At 36.7% G+C, this 20643-nt stretch carries 20 protein-coding genes; 9 read left to right on the top strand and 11 right to left on the bottom strand.

What is annotated here, in order from left to right:
- Positions 1–120: 120 nt before the first annotated feature.
- Together PXG98_RS06315 and PXG98_RS06310 are read right to left on the bottom strand one after the other, a co-directional pair.
- Positions 121–2613: a DUF5686 family protein gene (locus PXG98_RS06315; protein WP_276389683.1), complete on the bottom strand. Its 2493-nt coding sequence runs from the start codon at positions 2611–2613 to the stop codon at positions 121–123.
- Positions 2614–2769: 156 nt separating this feature from the next.
- Positions 2770–3747, bottom strand: coding sequence for a pyruvate dehydrogenase complex E1 component subunit beta (locus PXG98_RS06310; RefSeq protein WP_276389681.1), 978 nt, complete (start codon positions 3745–3747; stop codon positions 2770–2772).
- A 177-nt stretch (positions 3748–3924) separates the two neighbouring features.
- On the opposite strand from PXG98_RS06310, the gene PXG98_RS06305 reads away from it, so the two are divergent.
- The 7 genes from PXG98_RS06305 to egtD all read left to right on the top strand — a co-directional run bounded on the left by PXG98_RS06305 (position 3925) and on the right by egtD (position 11006).
- Positions 3925–4671: an electron transfer flavoprotein subunit beta/FixA family protein gene (locus tag PXG98_RS06305; protein ID WP_276389680.1), complete on the top strand. Its 747-nt coding sequence runs from the start codon at positions 3925–3927 to the stop codon at positions 4669–4671.
- 54 nt (positions 4672–4725) lie between these two features.
- Positions 4726–5694 carry an electron transfer flavoprotein subunit alpha/FixB family protein gene (locus PXG98_RS06300; RefSeq protein WP_276389679.1) on the top strand — a complete coding sequence of 323 codons (969 nt, stop codon included), beginning with the start codon at positions 4726–4728 and terminating at the stop codon, positions 5692–5694.
- A gap of 82 nt (positions 5695–5776) precedes the next feature.
- Positions 5777–6406, top strand: a complete 630-nt coding sequence (locus PXG98_RS06295) for a bifunctional nuclease family protein (protein WP_276389677.1) — start codon at positions 5777–5779, stop codon at positions 6404–6406.
- A 104-nt stretch (positions 6407–6510) separates the two neighbouring features.
- A complete protein-coding gene (locus tag PXG98_RS06290; RefSeq protein ID WP_276389675.1) occupies positions 6511–7881 on the top strand; it encodes a NupC/NupG family nucleoside CNT transporter in 1371 nt (456 codons plus the stop codon).
- A gap of 91 nt (positions 7882–7972) precedes the next feature.
- The gene (locus tag PXG98_RS06285; RefSeq protein ID WP_276389673.1) at positions 7973–8797 is read left to right on the top strand and encodes a thymidylate synthase; all 825 of its coding nucleotides are present in this window, start codon (positions 7973–7975) and stop codon (positions 8795–8797) included.
- Between the two features lie 54 nt (positions 8798–8851).
- On the top strand, positions 8852–10012 hold the full coding sequence (gene egtB / locus PXG98_RS06280) for an ergothioneine biosynthesis protein EgtB (protein WP_276389671.1): 1161 nt from the start codon (positions 8852–8854) through the stop codon (positions 10010–10012).
- Positions 10013–10028: 16 nt separating this feature from the next.
- Positions 10029–11006 (top strand): L-histidine N(alpha)-methyltransferase, encoded by a 978-nt coding sequence (gene egtD, locus PXG98_RS06275; RefSeq protein WP_276389669.1) that lies wholly within the window; start codon positions 10029–10031, stop codon positions 11004–11006.
- Positions 11007–11081: 75 nt separating this feature from the next.
- Here egtD and PXG98_RS06270 read toward each other — a convergent pair whose 3' ends face one another.
- The 3 genes from PXG98_RS06270 to PXG98_RS06260 all read right to left on the bottom strand — a co-directional run bounded on the left by PXG98_RS06270 (position 11082) and on the right by PXG98_RS06260 (position 13214).
- The gene (locus PXG98_RS06270; protein WP_276389667.1) at positions 11082–11546 is read right to left on the bottom strand and encodes a GAF domain-containing protein; all 465 of its coding nucleotides are present in this window, start codon (positions 11544–11546) and stop codon (positions 11082–11084) included.
- Between the two features lie 126 nt (positions 11547–11672).
- Positions 11673–11969 (bottom strand): isoamylase early set domain-containing protein, encoded by a 297-nt coding sequence (locus PXG98_RS06265; protein ID WP_276389665.1) that lies wholly within the window; start codon positions 11967–11969, stop codon positions 11673–11675.
- Between the two features lie 156 nt (positions 11970–12125).
- The gene (locus PXG98_RS06260; protein ID WP_276389663.1) at positions 12126–13214 is read right to left on the bottom strand and encodes an aminotransferase class V-fold PLP-dependent enzyme; all 1089 of its coding nucleotides are present in this window, start codon (positions 13212–13214) and stop codon (positions 12126–12128) included.
- Positions 13215–13279: 65 nt separating this feature from the next.
- Here PXG98_RS06260 and PXG98_RS06255 point away from each other — a divergent pair, with 65 nt between their 5' ends.
- On the top strand, positions 13280–13654 hold the full coding sequence (locus tag PXG98_RS06255) for a 2TM domain-containing protein (RefSeq protein WP_276389661.1): 375 nt from the start codon (positions 13280–13282) through the stop codon (positions 13652–13654).
- A gap of 14 nt (positions 13655–13668) precedes the next feature.
- Positions 13669–14160, top strand: coding sequence for a dihydrofolate reductase (locus tag PXG98_RS06250; RefSeq protein WP_276389835.1), 492 nt, complete (start codon positions 13669–13671; stop codon positions 14158–14160).
- 14 nt (positions 14161–14174) lie between these two features.
- Here the strand turns inward: PXG98_RS06250 and murI are convergent, their stop codons facing one another.
- The 6 genes from murI to porG form a co-directional block, all read right to left on the bottom strand.
- On the bottom strand, positions 14175–14963 hold the full coding sequence (murI, locus tag PXG98_RS06245) for a glutamate racemase (protein WP_276389658.1): 789 nt from the start codon (positions 14961–14963) through the stop codon (positions 14175–14177).
- Positions 14964–15103: 140 nt separating this feature from the next.
- Positions 15104–15613 (bottom strand): OmpH/Skp family outer membrane protein, encoded by a 510-nt coding sequence (locus PXG98_RS06240; protein WP_276389656.1) that lies wholly within the window; start codon positions 15611–15613, stop codon positions 15104–15106.
- 45 nt (positions 15614–15658) lie between these two features.
- Positions 15659–16483 carry an OmpH/Skp family outer membrane protein gene (locus tag PXG98_RS06235; protein WP_276389654.1) on the bottom strand — a complete coding sequence of 275 codons (825 nt, stop codon included), beginning with the start codon at positions 16481–16483 and terminating at the stop codon, positions 15659–15661.
- Between the two features lie 99 nt (positions 16484–16582).
- Positions 16583–19189, bottom strand: coding sequence for a BamA/OMP85 family outer membrane protein (locus PXG98_RS06230; RefSeq protein WP_276389652.1), 2607 nt, complete (start codon positions 19187–19189; stop codon positions 16583–16585).
- A gap of 4 nt (positions 19190–19193) precedes the next feature.
- Positions 19194–19934, bottom strand: a complete 741-nt coding sequence (locus PXG98_RS06225) for an isoprenyl transferase (RefSeq protein WP_276389649.1) — start codon at positions 19932–19934, stop codon at positions 19194–19196.
- Positions 19935–19942: 8 nt separating this feature from the next.
- Positions 19943–20629: a type IX secretion system protein PorG gene (porG, locus tag PXG98_RS06220; RefSeq protein ID WP_276389648.1), complete on the bottom strand. Its 687-nt coding sequence runs from the start codon at positions 20627–20629 to the stop codon at positions 19943–19945.
- Positions 20630–20643: the final 14 nt, after the last annotated feature.

Genomic DNA, 20643 nt, shown 5'->3' with positions numbered 1-20643 from the left:
GGATACTGATTTTAAAACATATTATTACAGCCAAAAAAAGCTGAAGTTTTTTTATTGACGAAATCTATTTTTATAAATCCTTATTCTACTTAAAAGCTTAGATAAAATAAAGAAATAGCTCTAAAAACTAAAGGCAAATGTTCCTTTTACACTAAAGGAGTTAGCACCAGGAATATCTAAATAATTTCCTCTAAAATTAAAATCTATTCGAAATATTTTAAAAATATTCCCAATCCCAAAAGAGTATTCCCAATAAGGTTCGTCAGACGGCGCTCGGAGAGGAATATTTGTAGGACTACTAATTAATTTATTTGCATTAGACAGCTCTCCCCAGGCGGCTCTAAAGCCTACAATTTCCCGCAAATTTAAATCTCTGATGTACGGTATTCTGGAAAAAAGTCTGCCATTAAAGTTTTGCTCTAAATGTACTGTAGCGTAAGTATCTGTAACAAATTCGTAAAAGTCTAAATTGGAAAAAGTGTTGTAAATAGTAAAATAAGTCTGATTCCCTGGAATAACGCTTAATAAACTCAAAGGTACTACCCCGAATGTTTTGCCAACCTCAACAGTACTCAACAATCGGCCAAAACCCCCTAATTGCCACGGTTGTGCATAGGAAAATTGTATTTTTTCAAACTCAAAATCACTATTTAAAAACCCTTTTAAACCTTTGGTATAGTTTAGAAGAAAGGTGCTGTAGTCTTCATTTACATTTCGCCTTTCTACCCCATTTCCAATGGTGGTTTTACCTGGTGTAAAAAGCAAAATTGTATTTAATTCAAATTGTTTTGTTTCAGAGGATATTCCACCTGGTGCTTCAAGGTCTATATAATCTAGGCTAAAAGCATCCGGTAAGGCAGAACTCAAAGTTCGAAAAGAGCTTCCAAAGCGTATCCTGAAATTTGTTACTGGTTCTAAATCCAGATTAAAGGTGGTAAGATTAATATTCGTTAATCGGTCATTACTACCAACCGTAAAAATAGCCGAAGAAGCCACACTCCTTCCTAAAACATCTGTTGTCTGTGTTAGGTTTATACCCAATTGCTCAATATCTCGCCTGTTACCCCCCGATACGATTATTCTATTTTTTTTGTCTAAAAGCCATTTTCCGGAAATCCCGTGTTTAAACTTCTTATCTTTAAAGCCGTAAGCCATATATCCCTCAATACGCCATGGATCGTTCTGCCCAAAATAGGTTCGGGCCCCTCCTCTAAGTCGTATCCCTTCCGCATCGTTAAAGCCTATACCACTATATATATTACCCAAATCAATGTTCCAACGATCAATTTCAACATATCCAGAAGCGAGAATACTAACCACATTATAGGCTGTTTTAAAGCGGGGCACAGTCTTCAAAGTATCTAAAAGAGCATAAATACCCTGTTCATCCTTATTCAGAGATTCCAATCGACTATTCTTCCAAAAAACACTATCCCTCTCAAAAGTAACCGGATTAAAAGGGTCTGTCTTGTTTTTGTAAAATGAACTAGGCCTTTCCCTATCAAACTGATAGTTCCCATAAACAGTAGTCCTTTTGCCATAAACCCCTTTAGACTCTTCTTTCTTAAAAAGACTAAAGTCGCTAAGCATATAATCTCTTTCCAAAAGGAAGACAGAATCGTTTAAGACCTCGAACTCTTGTTCAATGTAAATCTCTTTGACCCAATTAATATTAGCACTTTTTGTTACCTCCAGACTTATTTTCTTTACCGCATAGGTAGTATCATTTACCCAAAAGTCTCCTTTAAATGTTAGTTCGTTCTTACGTCTTGGGTAATATATAATATGATAACACCATTTATCTTCAATAAATGCACTGTCTGACAATACGTAATTATAGGCGTCAATTCCCGGTTTTCCTAGAGGACTCGGAAAACTCTTATCAAAGAATTTCAGGTAGTTATCGTAAACGTCGTACTCATTGTACAAGTCTTTTACAAAACCGATTATAGCCTGATTGTTGCTAAAACCAGAATTTTTATTTCCTAGGACATCCTCCTTATTTTGGTTAATTACATTATCTCCATAGACTTTAGAGAAGGTCTCATTTAAAAAAATAGGCAGGTAAGTTTTTCCAGAGATTCTGGAAGTATCTAAATCCTGAAATACAAACTCCATTCCTTTAAAAAGTTTGCTTTTCATCATCGCACTATCAATAGAATTTAAATCAAACTCTACTTTTTCGTACTTGTCGTATTGGTATTGCTTAAATTGTCGAAGTCCATTTATCCTTTTCTTGGCCCATATTTTCTTTAAAATATCAATAGCAGGGTTATTTTTTTTAGACTGTTTCCCTACATAGACCACAACTTCATCTAGTTGCTCGCCCTGAACCAAAACCACATTTAGATCATAATTGACCGCTTTGTTGAGCAGAATTTCTTCTGTCTGGTAACCGATAAATGAAATTAGTAGTGCCCTATGTGTTTCTTCAGATTCTAAGTAAAACAGGCCATCTTCATTTGTAATAGTTCCTTGTGTAGTTCCTTTTAAAACTACATTCGCAAATGCCACCGGTTCCCCCTCCTGATCAACAACTATACCAGCAGCCTTGGTTTGTGCTAACAAGATAAGCGGAAGTATTAGAAAAAAAGAAAGAAAAATTCTTTTCATAAGTACGGTACCATTTAACTTTATCCTCATACTGAGGAAGTATTAATGCGGGTCTAAACAGTTTAGGGTAAATTGACTTCGAATAGAATTCTTTAAAAAAAAACTTCGCCTACACTAGGTCGGCGAAGCTAATATAACTTTACAAAACCAGTTTACTTATTTATATAACACTTTCTTAACAGCTTTTACTACATCTTCATGATTCGGCAGCCATTCTTCCAGCAATACTGGAGAATATGGGGCTGGAGTATCCGCTGTATTTATTTTAACTATTGGGGCATCTAAATAGTCGAATATTTTAGATTGAACCAGATAAGTAATCTCCGTAGCAACATTGCCAAAAGGCCAGGCTTCTTCCAAAACTACTAATCTATTTGTTTTTTTAACCGAATCTAAAATAGTCTTTTGATCCATGGGCTTTACAGTTCTAAGATCAATTATCTCACAGCTTATTCCTTCTTTCTCCAAAATTTCCGCAGCCTTATATGCTTCTTTAATAATCTTTCCAAAAGAGACAATAGTAACATCCGTTCCTTCTCTTTTTATTTCGGCTACTCCTAAAGGAATAGTAAATTCTCCTTCAACCACCTCTCCTTTATCCCCATACATCTGTTCCGATTCCATAAAAATAACCGGATCATCATCTCTTATGGCAGCCTTTAATAAACCTTTTGCATCATTTGGATTCGAAGGAACTACTACCTTTAATCCCGGACAATTTGCATACCAACTTTCAAAAGCCTGTGAATGTGTTGCAGCCAGCTGACCCGCAGAAGCAGTTGGACCCCTAAATACAATAGGGCAATTGAATTGTCCTCCAGACATTTGTCTGATTTTTGCTGCATTATTAATAATTTGATCAATACCAACCAAGGCAAAATTGAAGGTCATAAACTCTATTATTGGTCTGTTTCCGTTCATAGCAGAACCTACACCAATACCAGCAAAGCCTAGTTCAGATATAGGAGTATCTATTACTCTTTCTGGTCCAAACTCATCTAACATCCCTTTTGAAGCTTTATATGCGCCATTGTATTCCGCAACTTCTTCTCCCATTAAATAAATAGAATCGTCCTTTCTCATTTCTTCGGACATGGCCTCAGCAATAGCTTGTCTAAACTGTAGAGTTTTCATTTACTAGTTGTTTATTTAAAAAAATTATACATCAAAATGCCCACAAAAATAGGAAAATATATAGCAAATGAAGCCCGATAAAGCGTAAAAAAAGATACAATATTTACTATGCATGCATAGTATTTTTGGAAATTAATAGCTATCTTAGCCGACAAATTCGTTTAAAAAACTAGCGAGATGAAAATATTAGTCTGTATTAGCAATGTTCCAGATACTACGTCTAAAATTAACTTTACGGAAGGAGATACCAAATTCGACTCTAGTGGAGTGCAATTTGTAATAAATCCTAACGATGAATTTGGCCTAACTAGGGCGATGTGGTTTAAGGAGAAACAGGGAGCTACAGTTCATGTAGCAACAGTAGGTCTGAACACAGCAGAACCAACCATGAGAAAGGCACTGGCCATAGGTGCAGATGAAGCCATAAGAGTTGATATGGAACCTACAAATGGTTTATCCGTGGCTACCCAATTAGCAAAGCTCATTAAAGAGGACTCCTATGACCTAATTATTGCAGGGAGAGAATCTATAGACTATAATGGAGGCATGGTCCCAGGAATATTAGCTGCTCAACTGAATTACAATTTTGTTAATACCTGTATTGGATTAGAAATTGATGGCAATAAGGTTACGGCAACAAGAGAAATAGACGGCGGCAAAGAAACACTCAGTACGAAATTACCCCTAATTGTAGGCGGACAGAAAGGACTTGTTGAAGAGAGTGATCTTAGAATTCCTAACATGCGGGGAATAATGATGGCAAGACAAAAAAAGTTAAACGTTGTTGCCCCAGTTGAGGCGAACACAGGTAGTTCAGACCTTGCTTTTGAAAAGCCGGCTCCAAAGGGCGCGGTTAAGCTCGTTGAAGCTAACAATCTATCCGAACTCGTTGACCTATTACATAACGAGGCCAAAGTAATTTAAACGTAAGAATAAGGTTTACCATGCTTCCTAAAGGGAGCCTCTAAAAGAAAATATATGTCAGTACTAGTATATACCGAATCTGAAAATGGAAAATTCAAAAAAAATGCATTCGAGGTGGCGTCTTATGGTTTTATGCTCGCACAAGAATTAAAAACTGTGGCCATCGCCATAGCCTTTAATGTAGAAAACCCTGAAGAGCTTGGGAATTTTGGAATTAGCAAGGTGTTAAATATAAAGGATGCTAATTTAACTAATTTTAATGCCAATGCATATGCTGAGGCTGTGTCGCAAGCGATAGCTCAGGAAAATAGTAAAAACATCATAATAAGCTCTAGCACGGACACAAAGTATATGGCTGGAATTCTTGCAGGCAAACTAAATGCAGGATATTGTCCAAATGTTGTAGCTGCTCCGCTAAATACTGAACCGCTTACCCTAAAGAGAACTGTATTTAGCAATAAAGGGTTTGCAACTACTTCAATAGATACAGATATAGGAATAATTGGTGTCTCTAGTAATGCATTTGGTATAAATGAAAATAAAACCCAAACTGAAGTCCTGGAATTTAATCCTAATATTGAGGGGTCCGATTTAGGAGTAAGCTCGGTTTCTATAGACAAAGTTACAGGCAAGGCAACTATTGCCGATGCCGACATAGTAGTATCTGGAGGAAGAGGTCTAAAAGGTCCAGAAAACTGGTCATTAATTGAGGACCTGGCAGAAGTACTAGGGGCCGCAACTGCATGTTCCAAGCCAGTTTCGGACTTAGGGTGGAGACCACATAGCGAACATGTAGGGCAGACCGGGAAACCTGTTTCTAGTAATCTTTATATCGCCATAGGAATTTCCGGAGCTATTCAACACCTGGCAGGGGTAAATTCTTCTAAAGTAAAGCTTGTCATAAATACAGATCCCGATGCACCATTTTTCAAAGCTGCCGACTACGGTGTTGTTGGTGATGCCTTTGAAGTGGTCCCTGAACTCATCGAAAAATTAAAAGAATTTAAGGCACAAAACGCTTAATTTTTGTTAATTTGTGCCCTTAACTGATTATTGAATATTTTCAATAATTATCTTTTAATAGCCCTATAAGGTCAGGTGAACTATGAGTTTAGTACGATTAAAAATAAAAGGTATCTCCTATAGCCAAACACAAAATGGGGCTTATGCTCTAATCTTAAACGAGGTTGAGGGTGACAGAAAGCTACCTATTGTAATAGGTGCGTTTGAAGCACAATCAATAGCCATTGCTCTGGAAAAGGAAATAAAACCCCCTAGACCTTTAACCCATGATCTTTTTAAGAATTTCTCCGACAGATTTGATATAATTGTTAAACAGGTTATAATTCACAAATTAGTAGACGGAGTATTTTATTCGAGCATCATTTGTGAAAGAGATAAAATCGAGGAAATAATTGATGCCAGAACAAGCGATGCTATTGCATTAGCTCTACGGTTCAATGCACCCATTTTCACTTATAAAACCATTCTTGACAAGGCAGGTATATTTTTAAAATTTTCCTCGAAAGATAAAGAAAAGGAAGAGAGTGACGATAGTATAGTGGTCGATGAAATTCTTCAAGAAGGAGAAACCGTGGAGATAGATCCAGGAATGGCTGCCCCGTATAAAGAGTTAAGCCTTGAAGAGTTAAATGCCGAATTAGAAAAAGCCGTGACTAACGAAGATTATGAAAAGGCAGCTAAGCTAAGAGATGAAATATCAAAACGCAATTGATTCCTTTTAGTGACCATATAAGAAGTAGGATTTGTTTATATTTTACTTTTTTATTTTTTATCCCCTTTGTAACATATGCAACTACAGGAATTGAAATAGATTCCATGGCATTTACTACCAATAGTGCCATCTCCAGATCCCAGACAGCTCTTCAAACACTGGTTCCGAATGCAGGATTCTCTCTGACATCCTTATGGAGAGGAATTTTAGGGATGACTTTCTTATTATTTGTGGCTTACCTATTTAGTGCCAATAGAAAAGCAATAAACTGGAGAACAGTCGGAATAGGGCTTGCATTGCAACTTATAATTGCTGTAGGGGTATTGCAAATCTCTTTGATTCAAGTAGTTTTTGAATCTATAGGCAGAATATTTGTCAATATTCTTGAGTATACCAAAGTTGGAAGTCAATTTCTATTTGAAGGATTAATTGTAGACACAGATACATTCGGGTTTATTTTCGCCCTTCAAGTTCTGCCAACAATAATCTTCTTCTCTGCCCTTACCTCAGTACTGTTTTATTTGGGTATTATTCAGAAAATAGTGCGTGCTTTTGCATGGCTCCTTTCTAAATCTCTAGGAATATCCGGCGCAGAGAGCCTTAGTGTTGCAGGAAACATTTTCTTAGGGCAAACAGAAGCTCCATTGCTTATCAAAGCCTATTTAGAAAAGATGACCCGTTCAGAAATTTTACTTGTAATGGTTGGAGGTATGGCTACCGTAGCTGGTGCGGTTTTGGCTGCTTATATCGGCTTTTTAGGTGGAGATGACCCCTTGCTTCAAATACAATTTGCCAAGCATTTGTTGGCAGCATCTGTGATGGCTGCCCCAGGAGCAATTGTAGTTTCAAAAATGTTATACCCTGAAACCGAAAAAGTAAATAGTGAGCTCGAAATTTCTGCAGATAAAATAGGGACTAACATATTAGATGCTATTGCAAATGGTACCTCAGAAGGTTTAAAACTAGCGGTCAACGTAGGGGCTATGCTTTTAGTTTTCCTAGCTTTTATAGCTATGATTAACGGGGTTTTGGATTGGGCAGGAGAAATGACCAGCCTAAATAGTTGGATTGCTGCTAATTCTTTTTATAAGGGTCTTTCCTTGGAGGCCATACTCGGAAGTATCTTCTCTCCCCTAATGTGGATTATTGGGGTAAATTCACAAGACATACTTTTAATGGGGCAGCTTTTGGGTGTTAAACTAGCTGCCAGCGAATTCGTAGGTTACCTGCAGCTGGCAGAATTGAAAAATATGCTAAATACTCCACACTTTTCTTTTAATAAATCGGTAATAATGGGCACTTATATGCTTTGTGGGTTTGCAAACTTTGCATCTATAGGAATCCAGATAGGCGGTATTGGATCTCTTGCCCCGGGTCAGCGAAAAACACTGTCTGAATTTGGAATGCGGGCAGTTTTAGGAGGCACCCTGGCTTCCCTGCTCTCCGCAACAATTGCAGGAATGATTCTGGGATAGCAATAAATTAATGAAAGTTAATAAGTTTTGAAAACTCCAAAAGGGAGAGAGCTTCTTCTTTGCTTATTTTCGTTCTTAAAAAGTTTTTATCATGAAACAATACCACGATTTGTTGAAACACGTCCTCGAAAAAGGAGCACAAAAGGCAGATAGAACAGGAACCGGAACTTACAGTGTTTTTGGATATCAAATGCGTTTTGATCTGCAGGAAGGTTTCCCGATGATAACAACAAAAAAATTACATCTCAAATCTATCATTCATGAATTATTGTGGTTCTTAAAGGGAGATACAAATGTTTCCTATTTACAAGAACACGGCGTAAGGATATGGAACGAATGGGCCGACGAGAATGGTGATTTAGGCCCCGTTTACGGACATCAGTGGAGAAATTGGAACAATGAAAACATCGACCAAATAAAAGAAGTTATCCATTCTTTAAAAAACAATCCAGACAGCAGAAGAATGTTAGTTTCTGCATGGAACCCAAGTGTCTTGCCAGACACCTCAAAATCCTTCTCAGAAAATGTAAGCGAAGGGAAGGCTGCACTTCCTCCTTGCCATGCTTTTTTTCAGTTCTATGTTTCTGATGGAAAATTGTCTTGTCAGTTGTACCAACGGAGTGCGGATATTTTTTTGGGGGTTCCTTTTAACATAGCTTCCTATGCTCTTTTTACCATGATGATCGCACAGGTTTGTGGGTACGAAGCCGGGGAATTTATACACACCTTTGGAGATGCTCACATATATAAAAATCATCTGGAGCAGATAGAATTACAGCTAAGCAGGGATCCTAGACCATTACCTAAAATGGTTATTAATGCTGAAGTGAAGGACATTTTCAATTTTACGTTTGACGATTTTGAACTTTTACACTACGATCCATATCCGCACATTAAGGGGGTCGTAGCAGTCTAATTGAATTTTGCTTTTGTCGCCCTGTATTAATAACTATATTTAGGGAAAAATGACATGCTTTTAACTAAAACCATCCTAGACACTTTTCTAGATACACGTCTGGAAAGTGAGAAGAGGTGTGCGCCATTACAAACGGAAGATTATGTGGTACAACCTATAGAAGATGTTTCGCCACCTAAATGGCATTTGGGACATACTACCTGGTTTTTTGAAGAATTTTTACTCCAAAAATATTCGGCAGACTATATTCCCTTTAACGACGATTTTTCTTTTGTCTTTAATAGTTACTACGAATCCGTAGGCAAAAGAGTAATCCGTGCAAATAGAGGTAATCTTTCGAGACCTTCGGTAGCCGAGGTTTACGATTATCGTAAATATGTTACTGACAAAATTGTTGATTTGTTTAGTGCAAAGACTTCGAAAGAAATGTTCGAACTTTTGGAAATAGGTATTCACCATGAAAAGCAACACCAAGAATTATTACTAACAGATATCAAATACATCCTGGGAAATAATCCCTTATTTCCATTTTATAAGGAAGATTGGAATGAAGATCCCAATAGTGATAATTCAGAAATCTGGTTAAGTGTAGCGGAAGGCATTTACTCTATTGGTCATACTGGGGAGGGGTTTTGTTTTGATAACGAATTAGGAAATCACCAAATTTATTTGCCATCTTACGAAATTTCTAATCTTCTTGTCACCAATGCTGACTTTCTAGAATTCATTCAAGAAGGAGGTTATTCGTCTTTTGAGTATTGGCATGCAGAAGGCTGGGACTGGCTTAATAAGAACCAAATCTCCGCACCTCTTTATTGGCATAATATTGATGGCACATGGCATCAATATACACTAAAGGGATTACAGTTACTAGATCCGAATAATCCGGTAAGTCATATTTCTTACTACGAGGCATTTGCCTACGCACAATGGCGGGGTTTAAGACTCCCAACGGAATTTGAATGGGAAGTTGCGCAAGAAAATTTTAAATGGGGGGATCGATGGGAATGGACAGAAAGTGCATATTTACCTTATCCGGGATACAAAAAAGCAGATGGGGCCTTGGGGGAGTATAACGGCAAATTTATGGTTAATCAAAAAGTTCTAAGAGGAGGATCCGTTGCAACTCCTAAAGAACACACAAGAGCTACTTACAGAAACTTCTTTCATCCAAAATTAAGATGGCAATATACCGGCTTAAGGTTAGCCAGATAATTGCGACAAACACACTATGCAAGAAAAATTCACTCTCCCGTTTACCTCAGATTTTGAAAAAGACGTTTATCTGGGCTTGACGAAATTTCCTAAACAACTTTCATCTAAATACTTTTACGACGCTAAAGGAGATCGTTTGTTTCAGGAAATAATGGCAATGCCCACGTACTATTTAACAAATTGTGAATTCGAAATTCTAGAAAACCACAAAAGCGAAATATGCAACTATTTTAAAAATGGTACGGAAAGTTTTGATTTGATCGAACTGGGAGCTGGTGATGGCAAGAAAACCAAAATCCTATTGGAAAATTTAGTTCGCATACAAGCAAGATTTACATATTTACCAATTGATATTAGTACTAACGCTTTAGAGAAATTAAAGATCTCCTTGAAGGAAGAGCTGCCAGAACTAAAGGTTGATCCTATCCAAGGCACCTATTTTGAAAGCATAAAGACCTTATGCAGGACTACCAAAAGGAAAAAGATACTCCTTTTTCTCGGCTCTAATATTGGCAACTTACTACATCCACAAGCAATTGAATTTTTAAAAGGCATCCGCGATTTGATGAACGAAGAAGATCTTTTTTTTGTTGGATTTGATCAAAAAAAACATCCCAAAACGGTTTTGGATGCCTACAATGACCATGAAGGGGTAACAGAAAAATTTAATAAAAATCTTTTAGTTAGAATTAATGAAGAATTAGACGCCAACTTTGTATTAGATAAATTTATTCACTGGGAAGTATACGATCCTGAATCTGGTACTGCAAAGAGTTATCTAGTTTCAACTGAGGAACAAAATGTTACTATTGATAAATTAGATCTAAATGTAAGTTTCAAAGCATGGGAAACCATACATACAGAAATTTCACAGAAATACGATTCGGAAATAGTGGATTGGCTATGCCAAAAAGCTGGGCTTGAAGTACTACAAGAATTTGAAGATCCAAAGAAAATGTACAAGAACTACATCCTAAAAAGAGCAACAAAATAAAACGAGTATTCTTTATTGGTTAGATTTTAATGTACAGAAGATCCCCAAAAAATAATTGAACCAAATGATATTTCCCTAATTCTTTGCGCAGAATTTGCTAATTTCCAAACCAATTTCCATAAGTTCAGAAATTTCTTTTTCGGTAAAATCGTAGGGAACCGATTTTCCTATTCCCAAAGTTCCATAAAGAACACCATTATAAAGCATAGGTGCGGCAACAGAACCCTCTACCTTTGTTTCTTTGGCTGCTGGTCTGGCTACACCACTACTATCCGTCTGAAGATTACACATTTCAACCGCTTCCATTCGCTCTGCGGCGATTCCTGCCATGCCCTTACCTATAGGTATTTCAGAAAGCTTAGGCAAAAGAAAACTTGGAATTCCCAGATATGCTTTGAGACTTAATAGCTTGGAATCTGTATTTAAAAAATGTAGGGTGGCTGTTGTACAACTATATTCTTTAGCAACAATTTCAAGAACTTTTTGCCAATCTGTTTCTCCCTCGTTGAGGAAGCCTTTAATGGTTTCTAAAATTTTCATACCCCAAGTACTAAAATGCTATTATTTGCTCCTATTCGATAATATTAAAAATAGTTTATCAAATAATAAACACAAAAAAACCGGAATACGAAAAGCATTCCGGTTTATTAATTACTTTTCTCTGGTTTATAGGTCTAAAACCGCATTCTCAGAACCAGCAAAATCATTCCATTGGTAACGATCTGCCTCAGTCTCATTGATGTAATTTCCATCAACTAAATACTTAAACTCAAAAGTGTTTTCTTTTGGCAAATCAAAAGTTCCCTTAAAAGTTCCATTCTTTAATTTTTTTAGCATACTCCCTTTTGGGTTCCAATTGTTGAAGTCTCCTACAACAGCTACTTTTTTAGCATCTTCTGCTGGCACTGTAAAAGTTACCTTGCATACTGGTTTCGTTTTCAAATATTGTTTTGCAATTGCCATAATTCTAATTTTTCAAATTTAAGCTGCAAATTTAAAGTATTAAATTCCTCATTTACAATGATTAATATCATAATTATCAATTTGATAAAATATGCATGACAATTAATTCACATTCCTAAAATATAAGAATGGCATTTTGCAAATAGACAACACTACTTAGTAAGATTTAAGGATATCGAAGAATACTTTTAGGTCATCTAATGTATTATAATAATGAAAACTCACTCTAATGCCCTGACCACGTTTTGAACAAACCACTTTATTACGTTCCAAATGGTCAAAAAGACGACTGTCCCCAGCAAGATTAAAGATGGTACTTGGAGCGCTCAATGTTGTATATGTCTCTTCTATGAACCTCATATCCAAGAGTTCTCTACTAGCATATTCGGCCAGGCACGTATTATGTTCGGCTATTTTTCTCATCCCGATTGTCGCCAGGTTTTTTATAGAAAAAAGTAAGCTCCCAAATGCCAACGAATCCAGATGCCCGGGTTCAAAGTACTTATTAAGGGTCCATTGTTGGAAAAGAGATACATTGGCACCTGAGGCATTGAATCCGCTTTCTTTTGGCCTGCACCTCTCCCTTACTACATCTTTTAATAACATAAACCCATTCCCTGTACCCGCCAGAAGCCATTTATAACCACTACAGGCCAAAATATCGATTCCTGAATTTTGAAAATCAAAATTATGAGCCCCGCAATATTGGGTGCCATCGGCAATTATCAATAAATCAGGAAATTGAACTTTAAGTCTTTTTAAGTAATCCATGTTTATCATAAAGCCGTCTAACCATTGAATTAGACTCAAGGCCAGAATGCTAATAGAGTGTTTCTTAATTGTCTCTATGATAGACTCCTCTAGTCTGTCTTGAATAGGAATTTCTATACAGCTAAAGTCCCTACTTCTGAAAGGCCAACTTAAAGAAGGGTAGTCATTCTTAAGCAACAAAATCTTCTCTTTTTTTGAATTTAATCCCTCCGCTACAATATTTAAGCCTATAGAAAGATTCGGAATTAGTGCGACTTCTTCCTGTTTGCTGTTAAAGAAATTTGCAATTTCTACTCTTAATTCCTCCATGATCCCCATACTCTTTATTTTAAAAGTACTTCCTCCCACTAAATAGTCTAAATCATGTTCATGGCGCCATTCTAACAAACTGTCACTCATCAGTCCAAATGTCGCAGTATTGGCATATACTCCTTGTTTTGCAACAGGAAACGAAACTTTTGGGTTATATATCATTAACTCAAGTATTTTTTAGGTTTAATGTATCTTTGTGATTAAAGATAGTATATAGCCTAGTTACCATGCGTAAATCAGAGGTGAAAATAGATAAATCTCAACATGAATTGTTAGAATATGCTCAAAAGAGGCTTAAACAAAAAAAAGCACTTTTTGTGCACTTTGTTTTTTTTCTCATTGGAGCGGTTTTCTTTGTCCTAATTAACAAAGTATTGAACTATGGACAAGAATACGATTGGTATCTATGGGCAGTTATAATATGGACCTTTATTCTAATTATACACGCAGTAGATGTATACTTTTTTAAACGCTTTATGGGAACTGAATGGGAACGCAGGCAAAGAGAGCTATTGGTAGCAAAACAGAGAAAACGTATTTCTGAAATACAAGAGGAAACCGACAAAGACTTTCCTCTATCTAGATATTCAAAAAAGGACTAGTGGGTAAAATAAGTATGATTGCGGCATTGGGAGAGAATAACTCTCTGGGGAAAAACAATGACCTTTTATGGCATTTACCAGACGACTTTAGGCGTTTTAAACAATTTACCTCCGGGCATAAAATAATTATGGGTCGTAAAACTTTTCAAAGCTTTCCCAAGCCCCTAAGTAACAGGACACACATAGTTATTAGTAGAGACCCAAATTACCAAATAAACTTACCTCTGTGTGTAGTCGTGAACTCTTTAGAAGATGCACTTGATCTGGTAAGCGAAGACGAATTAAGCTTTATTATTGGTGGAGGAGAAATATACAAATTGGCAATGCCTTATGCGGATATTTTAGAACTCACCAGAGTACATGAGTCTTTTGAGGCAGATACATTTTTTCCAACTGTAGATCTTAAGCAATGGGAATTAATCAAAGAAGAATATCACCCAAAAGATGATAGACACGCATATGATTTTAGTTACAGAACATATATCCGGGTACGAAATAACAAATGATAATTTTTTGTATACTAAAATACAGAGGTAAACACCGAATTTTGGATTCCATAATTTTTTAGAAAATATTCCAAAGCCTCCTTATCGGAATTTGTATAAAACTCTAGAAAATGCTCTTTACTATTTTTACTTAATAGATTTTTATTCTTTAAAACAGCCTTGGTCTGTTTTGCAACGGCTCTTCCGCAATCGATAATTTCTACATTTTCAGGAAGTATTTTACGCAACAGTGGAATGAGAAGAGGATAATGGGTACATCCTAAAACCAAGCTATCGATATTCGCTTTAAGCATTGGTTGTATATAAGAATTTAAAAGTTCCTCCGTTTCTTTCCTATCGATAAGTCCAGCTTCAATTAATGGAACAAGACCTTTGCCTTCTTTTTCCAAGATGTGAATTTCTTTGCCGTAGTCTTTGGATGTTTTCTGAAAGAGTGAGCTAGCCAAGGTACCTTTAGTCGCTAAGACACCAACACTTCCGGTTGAAGTCTTTAAGGCTGCCGGTTTAATTGCTGGTTCTATCCCTATAAAAGGTATTTCATAGGTCTGCCTAAGCAGCTTAATAGCATTTGTTGTAGCGGTATTGCAGGCCACCACAATTAGTTTACAACCCTTAGAGATAAGGAAGTCTACATTTTTTTTACTTAACGAGATAATCTCTGGGGTAGATTTATCTCCATAGGGAGCGTTCTTACTATCCGCCAAATAAATATAAGATTCCTGGGGAAGTAAATTATGAACTTCCTTCCAGACCGTAAGTCCGCCTACCCCTGAATCAAATATACCTATAGGACCATTATTCATTATTATCTTCTAGGGTTAAAGCATTCTTATTTACCATTGATATCTACTAAGTCTAAGTTAACATTTACGAGACTTAAGACCAATAAAAAAGACCGTTAAAAAACGGTCTCTTTTATTAATCTCTAGAATACATTTTAGATTTAAAAACCTAATTCTTGTTTTACTTCAGCCAATAGATCTCTACCTGTGGCCACGATTAATCCTCCACCCTGTGTAGCATCAATTACATAATCATATCCTTGGGCAGCAGCTACTTTTTCAATAGCAGCCTTAGCTTTTAGAGATATAGGCTCAAACAATTCGGCCTGCTTTTTCTGCAATTCCTGCTGAGCAGCCTGTTGAGCTTCTCCAATATTCTTTTCAAAACCCTGTAATTCCTGGGCTCTCTTTTGGTTTTCCTCTTCAGACTTTGTTGCTGCTTCATTAGAATACTGCGTATATTTATTCTTTAGCTCAGTCATAGAGCTTTCAATATCTGCTCTATAGGTTTCTTGCAGTTTCTTAAGTTCTGCCTGGGCCGCAATCATTTCTGGCATTTGCCCTAATAATTCCGTAACATTAATATGCGCAACCTTGCTTTGAGCATTTACAAAGCTAGTAACTGCTAAAAACAATACTACGACTACCCCTACCTTCTTAAACTGTTTCATAATCTTCTAATTTACTATTTGAGTGTTAATATATTTAATTGAGTTTTAGTTTTCTGAATTTTCCTTCTTTTCCGTTGCCTGTTTTCTTTCTAATTCTTTTTCTTTTCTCTTGGCTTCTCTTTCCTGTAACAATTTATTTCTTCTTTCTTCGTAAGCCTTTTTACGTTCTTCTCTGAGTTTTAATTGTTCCTCCCGCCTTTCTTCTGCGGTCTTTGCCCTTGTTTCTTCTGCTTCTTTCGCCCTTGCCTGTCTTTCCAAAAGCGCATCACTAACTACTTCTTCCTCTTCGCTTTCAAAGTTTTCGAGCTGACTTTTTTGCTTAGGCTTCCCTTTTGGCTTGCTTACTTTCCTTGTTCTAGATATGCCTCTAAGAACTAATTCACTGATATCATGCCTTTTTTGGGAGTACAACATTACAACATCCGCCGATTTATCAAAAATAAAATCGTATTTTTTATTCGCCCCAATAGTTTGTACCTCATTAAAAACCTGGTCTTGTATAGGCTGAATTAGCCTTTGCTTTTGCAATACTAAATCTCCCTTAGGTCCAAATCTGTTTTGTTGGTACTCAATCATTTCCGTTTCCAGAATCTGAATTTCCTCTTCTCTCTCCGAAATTAATTCATCTGTAAGTAGAACTTTCTCGGCCATCAGGTCGTTCTTCATCTGTTCAACTTCACTCTGCTTTTGCTCAATTTCTACTTTCCACCTCTGTACTCTCTCTGCCAATTGAGCTGTTGCATCTCGGTACTCCTCCACATTTTCAAGGATATACTCCATGTCTACATATGCTATTCTTACCCCTCTTTGTGAAAACACATAAGATGAAAGGAAAACACACCCTATAAATAAAAGAACTTTTGTCTTCATTTCTAATCTGTTTTAGTACATAGAAAATATCGTGCCAAAATTACTAATTATTTTAAAATGAGTGGATTACCTTTTGTTAATATTAGAAATGTGCATTGGTTAGAATTGTTGACCTATAATAAAGTGAGTTTGCCACCCACTTGGTCCTGTTCCTGCGGACTGAGGTCTGAGATCCTCATCAAATCCATAACCAAAGTCTATTCCTAATAGACCAAAGGCCGGCATAAAAATACGCACCCCCACTCCGGCCGATCGTTTTAGTAGAAACGGATTATATTCCTGAAAATTGTTGAAAGCATTACCAGCCTCTAAAAATGACAGTGCATAAATAGAAGCCGAGGGTTTTAGGGTGATCGGGTATCGCAATTCTAGAGAGTATTTATTAAACACTATACCTCCTTCTTGTTGACCAGTAACTGGGTCTATAGGTGTTAAAGAGTTGTTTTCATAACCCCTTAATTGAATTGTCTCACGACCATCTAGGGTAAAGTTACCTCCGAGTCCGTCACCACCTAGGAAGAATCTCTCAAAAGGAACTTTCCCAACATCGCTGTTATAATTCCCCAAGAAACCAAATTCTACATTGGTTCGTAAGACCAGTTTTCCGACAATTCGCGTAAACCAATCTCCTTTAAATTTCACCTTAAAGTATTCTAACCATCTAAATCTTTCTTGTTCTATGGCCTCTTGTTCTTGAATTTCTGCGGGTGTTAGCGGTCTTTCTTGGGCTATAAGATTTAGTTCATCACTTCTATCCTTTAAAGCGGCATAATCTTTATCATTAAATAAGGAATACGGAGGAGTCATTTTGGCAGAAATCTCAAATACTGAACCCGTCATTGGAAAAATTCTTCCAGGTCCTGCGGAACTTCTAGACAAACCTACCGTATAGGCAAGAGAATTAGATCGTCCGTTACCAAAATTAAAAAGTCCAGCATTGTAATTCTGAAAATCGTATAGTTGATAGCCCAAAGAATGTGAAATCGTGAAGAAATCATCAGGCCACTGCAATCTTTTCGCTATTCCAACAGATGCCCCCGTAATAGAGAACTGCTGATCTTTATTTACCTCAACCCTTCCTGAATTACTAAAGGATGCCAAAAATTGCTGGGTTCTAGATACTGAAAAATTAAATCGAACTGGCTTTTTACCTCCTAACCAAGGTTCCGAAAAGTTAAGACTGTAAACTCTAAAAGTTCTACTTGCCTGCAAACGCAGACCAAAAGTTTGCCCATCTCCCATTGGAACGGGATTATAAGCTTCTCCATTAAATATATTCTTAATAGAAAAATTATTAAACGAAAGACCTAAGGTTCCTATAAATCCACCCCCACCATAACCCCCTTGGAGTTCAATCTGACTAGCCCCCGATTCAACCAGACTATATTTTAAGTCTACAGTTCCTGCATTTGGATCGGGATTTACAATATCTGGCTTTATTTGTTCCGCATCAAAAAATCCAAGTTGTCCCAGTTCTCTAACACTTCTTACAATATTATCCTTACTGTATTTTTGTCCAGGTCGGGTTCTAAGTTCCCTATAAATTACATGATCGTTAGTCTTGTCATTTCCTACCACGATAACATGGTCTAGAAAAGTTTCTTTCCCTTCAATTATTCTTATCTCAAAATTAATAGTATCATTTTGAGCAGAAACTTCCACAGGATTAATCTGGGAGAACAAATAGCCATTGTTCTGATACAAATTAGTTATATCTTCTCCATCGGGCTTGGTTTCGTCCGCAATTCGCTCACGAAGCAATACTCCGTTGTAGGTATCCCCTTTTTTAATTCCAAGAACCTGACCCAATTGGGCATCTGTATAAACCGAGTTACCGACAAAATCGATTTCCCCGAAATAATATTTGTTGCCTTCTTCTACATTTAGTTTAATATCTATAGTATTTTCTCCTACTACAATAACAGAATCCGATAGTATTCTGGCATCTCGATATCCTTTTTCTGCATAGGCATCTACCAAAGAAGTAAGATCTTCCTTGTAATCCTCTTCGATATATTTTGATTTTTTCCAAACCCTACCAAAGAGTTTCTGTTTGGTGTTTTTAAGAGATTTCTTAAGTTTTTTATCGGAAATCATCTTATTTCCTTCAATATCTATCTTACCAATCTTAACCTTATTTCCTGTTTTTATATTCACTACCATACTCTCCGCATTCGTATCCGAGGTATCCACGGCGGTGGCTATATTGACATTTGCATTGAAATAACCCAGCTTCTTATACTTGTTTTCAATATAATTCTTGGTATTGGCAATAAAACTCTCTGTTATTTTTTTTCCTTTTTTAAGGTCTGTCTCCTTGATAATTTCATCTACTTTCTTCTTTTTAATACCGTAGATAGTTACTTTTGAGAGTGTAGGTCTTTCTACAATTTCGAGTTGCAGGTATATGGTTTCGTCTTCAATTCGGTCTATATAAAATTCTATATCGCTGAAAAGTTCCAGATCCCATAACTTTTTAATAACTGCACTTATCTGATCCCCCGGCACCGTAATAGGTTGTCCGTCCCGTAGGCCTGTAAATGTTTTAACTGTTTGCTCGTTATAACTTTGAAGACCAATAACTTCTATACCACCTAGAATATACTTTTTGCCCCCTCTTCCAGAAGGATCTTGAGCAGATGTAAAGGTGGTAAAAAATATGGCTAAGATTAATATCAGAAGTTCAAGTGATATGAACTTCTTCATACCGCTAGTTGAGTTGTTCGCTAGTTTTTCCAAATCTTCGTTCTCTGTGCTGGTAATTCTTTATAGCTTCTAGCAAATGTTGCTCGCTAAAATCGGGCCAAAATACGTCAATAAAATATAATTCGGCATACGCAATTTGCCAAAGCAAAAAATTGCTAATCCTATGTTCTCCACTAGTTCGGATCAGCAAGTCTACGTCTGGTAAATTTCGCGTGTAAAGATGGTTATTTATAATGGTTTCATCAATACTTTCGAGAGAAATTATATTATTTTTAACTTTGGCACTTATACATTGAACGGCATTTTTTATTTCTTCTCTAGCGCCATAGCTCAGGGCTAGAGTTAAGGTCATTGTTTTATTTTCGGCGGTTTTTGCAATAACCTCGTTTAATTCTTTGAGTGCCCTTGCTGGCAAGGATTCAATATTGCCAATAGCATTTAGTTTAATATCATTCTTATGCAGGAGGGGTAGTTCTCTTTTTAAAGAAGAAACTAGCAGTCGCATTAAGGTTTCCACCTCTATTTTAGGCCGTTTCCAGTTTTCTGTGGAAAATGCATATAGGGTGAGGTATTTGATACCTATTTCTGCGCATTTTTCGGTGATTAGGCGTACGGTTTTAACCCCGTGTTCATGGCCAAAAACACGTAACTTTCCTTTTTCCTTGGCCCATCTTCCATTCCCATCCATTATGATGGCTAAGTGTTTAGGGAGACGTTCTTCAATTAATTCATTCTTGGAATTCATACTAAGTATTACTCAAAACAATCGGAACAAGGTTTTCTTCCAAAGGTATAAGTTACGGTAATTCCTGAGAATACATACCAATCATCACTGAAAATATTCCCAAAGGCAAACTGTTCAAAATTGGAACCCTCCGGATTACTTGCATCTAAATTATCCGTAAACGTAAGGCGAGCTCCAATCTCAGCACCTATAATCAAAAATTGATTTAACCTTGCTTTTAATCCTACTGTCATAGGAATTGCAAAAGTACCATCTTTTTGATCAATATCCTGAATTTGTCCGGCATCAAAATATTTATACTCGTATCGAAAATACGTCAGGCCCGTATAAAGGTAAGGGGTAAACGCTGGTCCGAGCTTGTGCAGGTTATAATCCAGAAAGTTAAACTCCAGGCCAGCGGAAAACTCCAAAACAGAGTTATCCATGCTATAAGCCCTTTGTTGTCTGGAGGACATAGACGATTTAGTATCATCGGCAGTAAAGTTACCGTATATAATGCTGCCTCTATAAGCATAGCGCTTACTCTTGTTCCATTTAAAAAGTCCACCAATTGCCAGACCGGAAGGGGCAATATAATTGGTCCGTCCTACATCACCTATATTATTAGTACCTCCGCCAAATACTCCCACTTCGTAGGTTTGGGCAGCTAATACTCCCGATAGAAATAACATAATTACAACAATGAACGCCCTCATTAATGTCAAAAGTT

It is taken from the genome of Eudoraea chungangensis (assembly GCF_029360665.1).
GTDB classification, from domain to species: domain Bacteria; phylum Bacteroidota; class Bacteroidia; order Flavobacteriales; family Flavobacteriaceae; genus Eudoraea; species Eudoraea chungangensis.
Note: the sequence above shows the minus strand (reverse complement) of the source record. Positions and strands in the feature narration are given on the sequence as shown.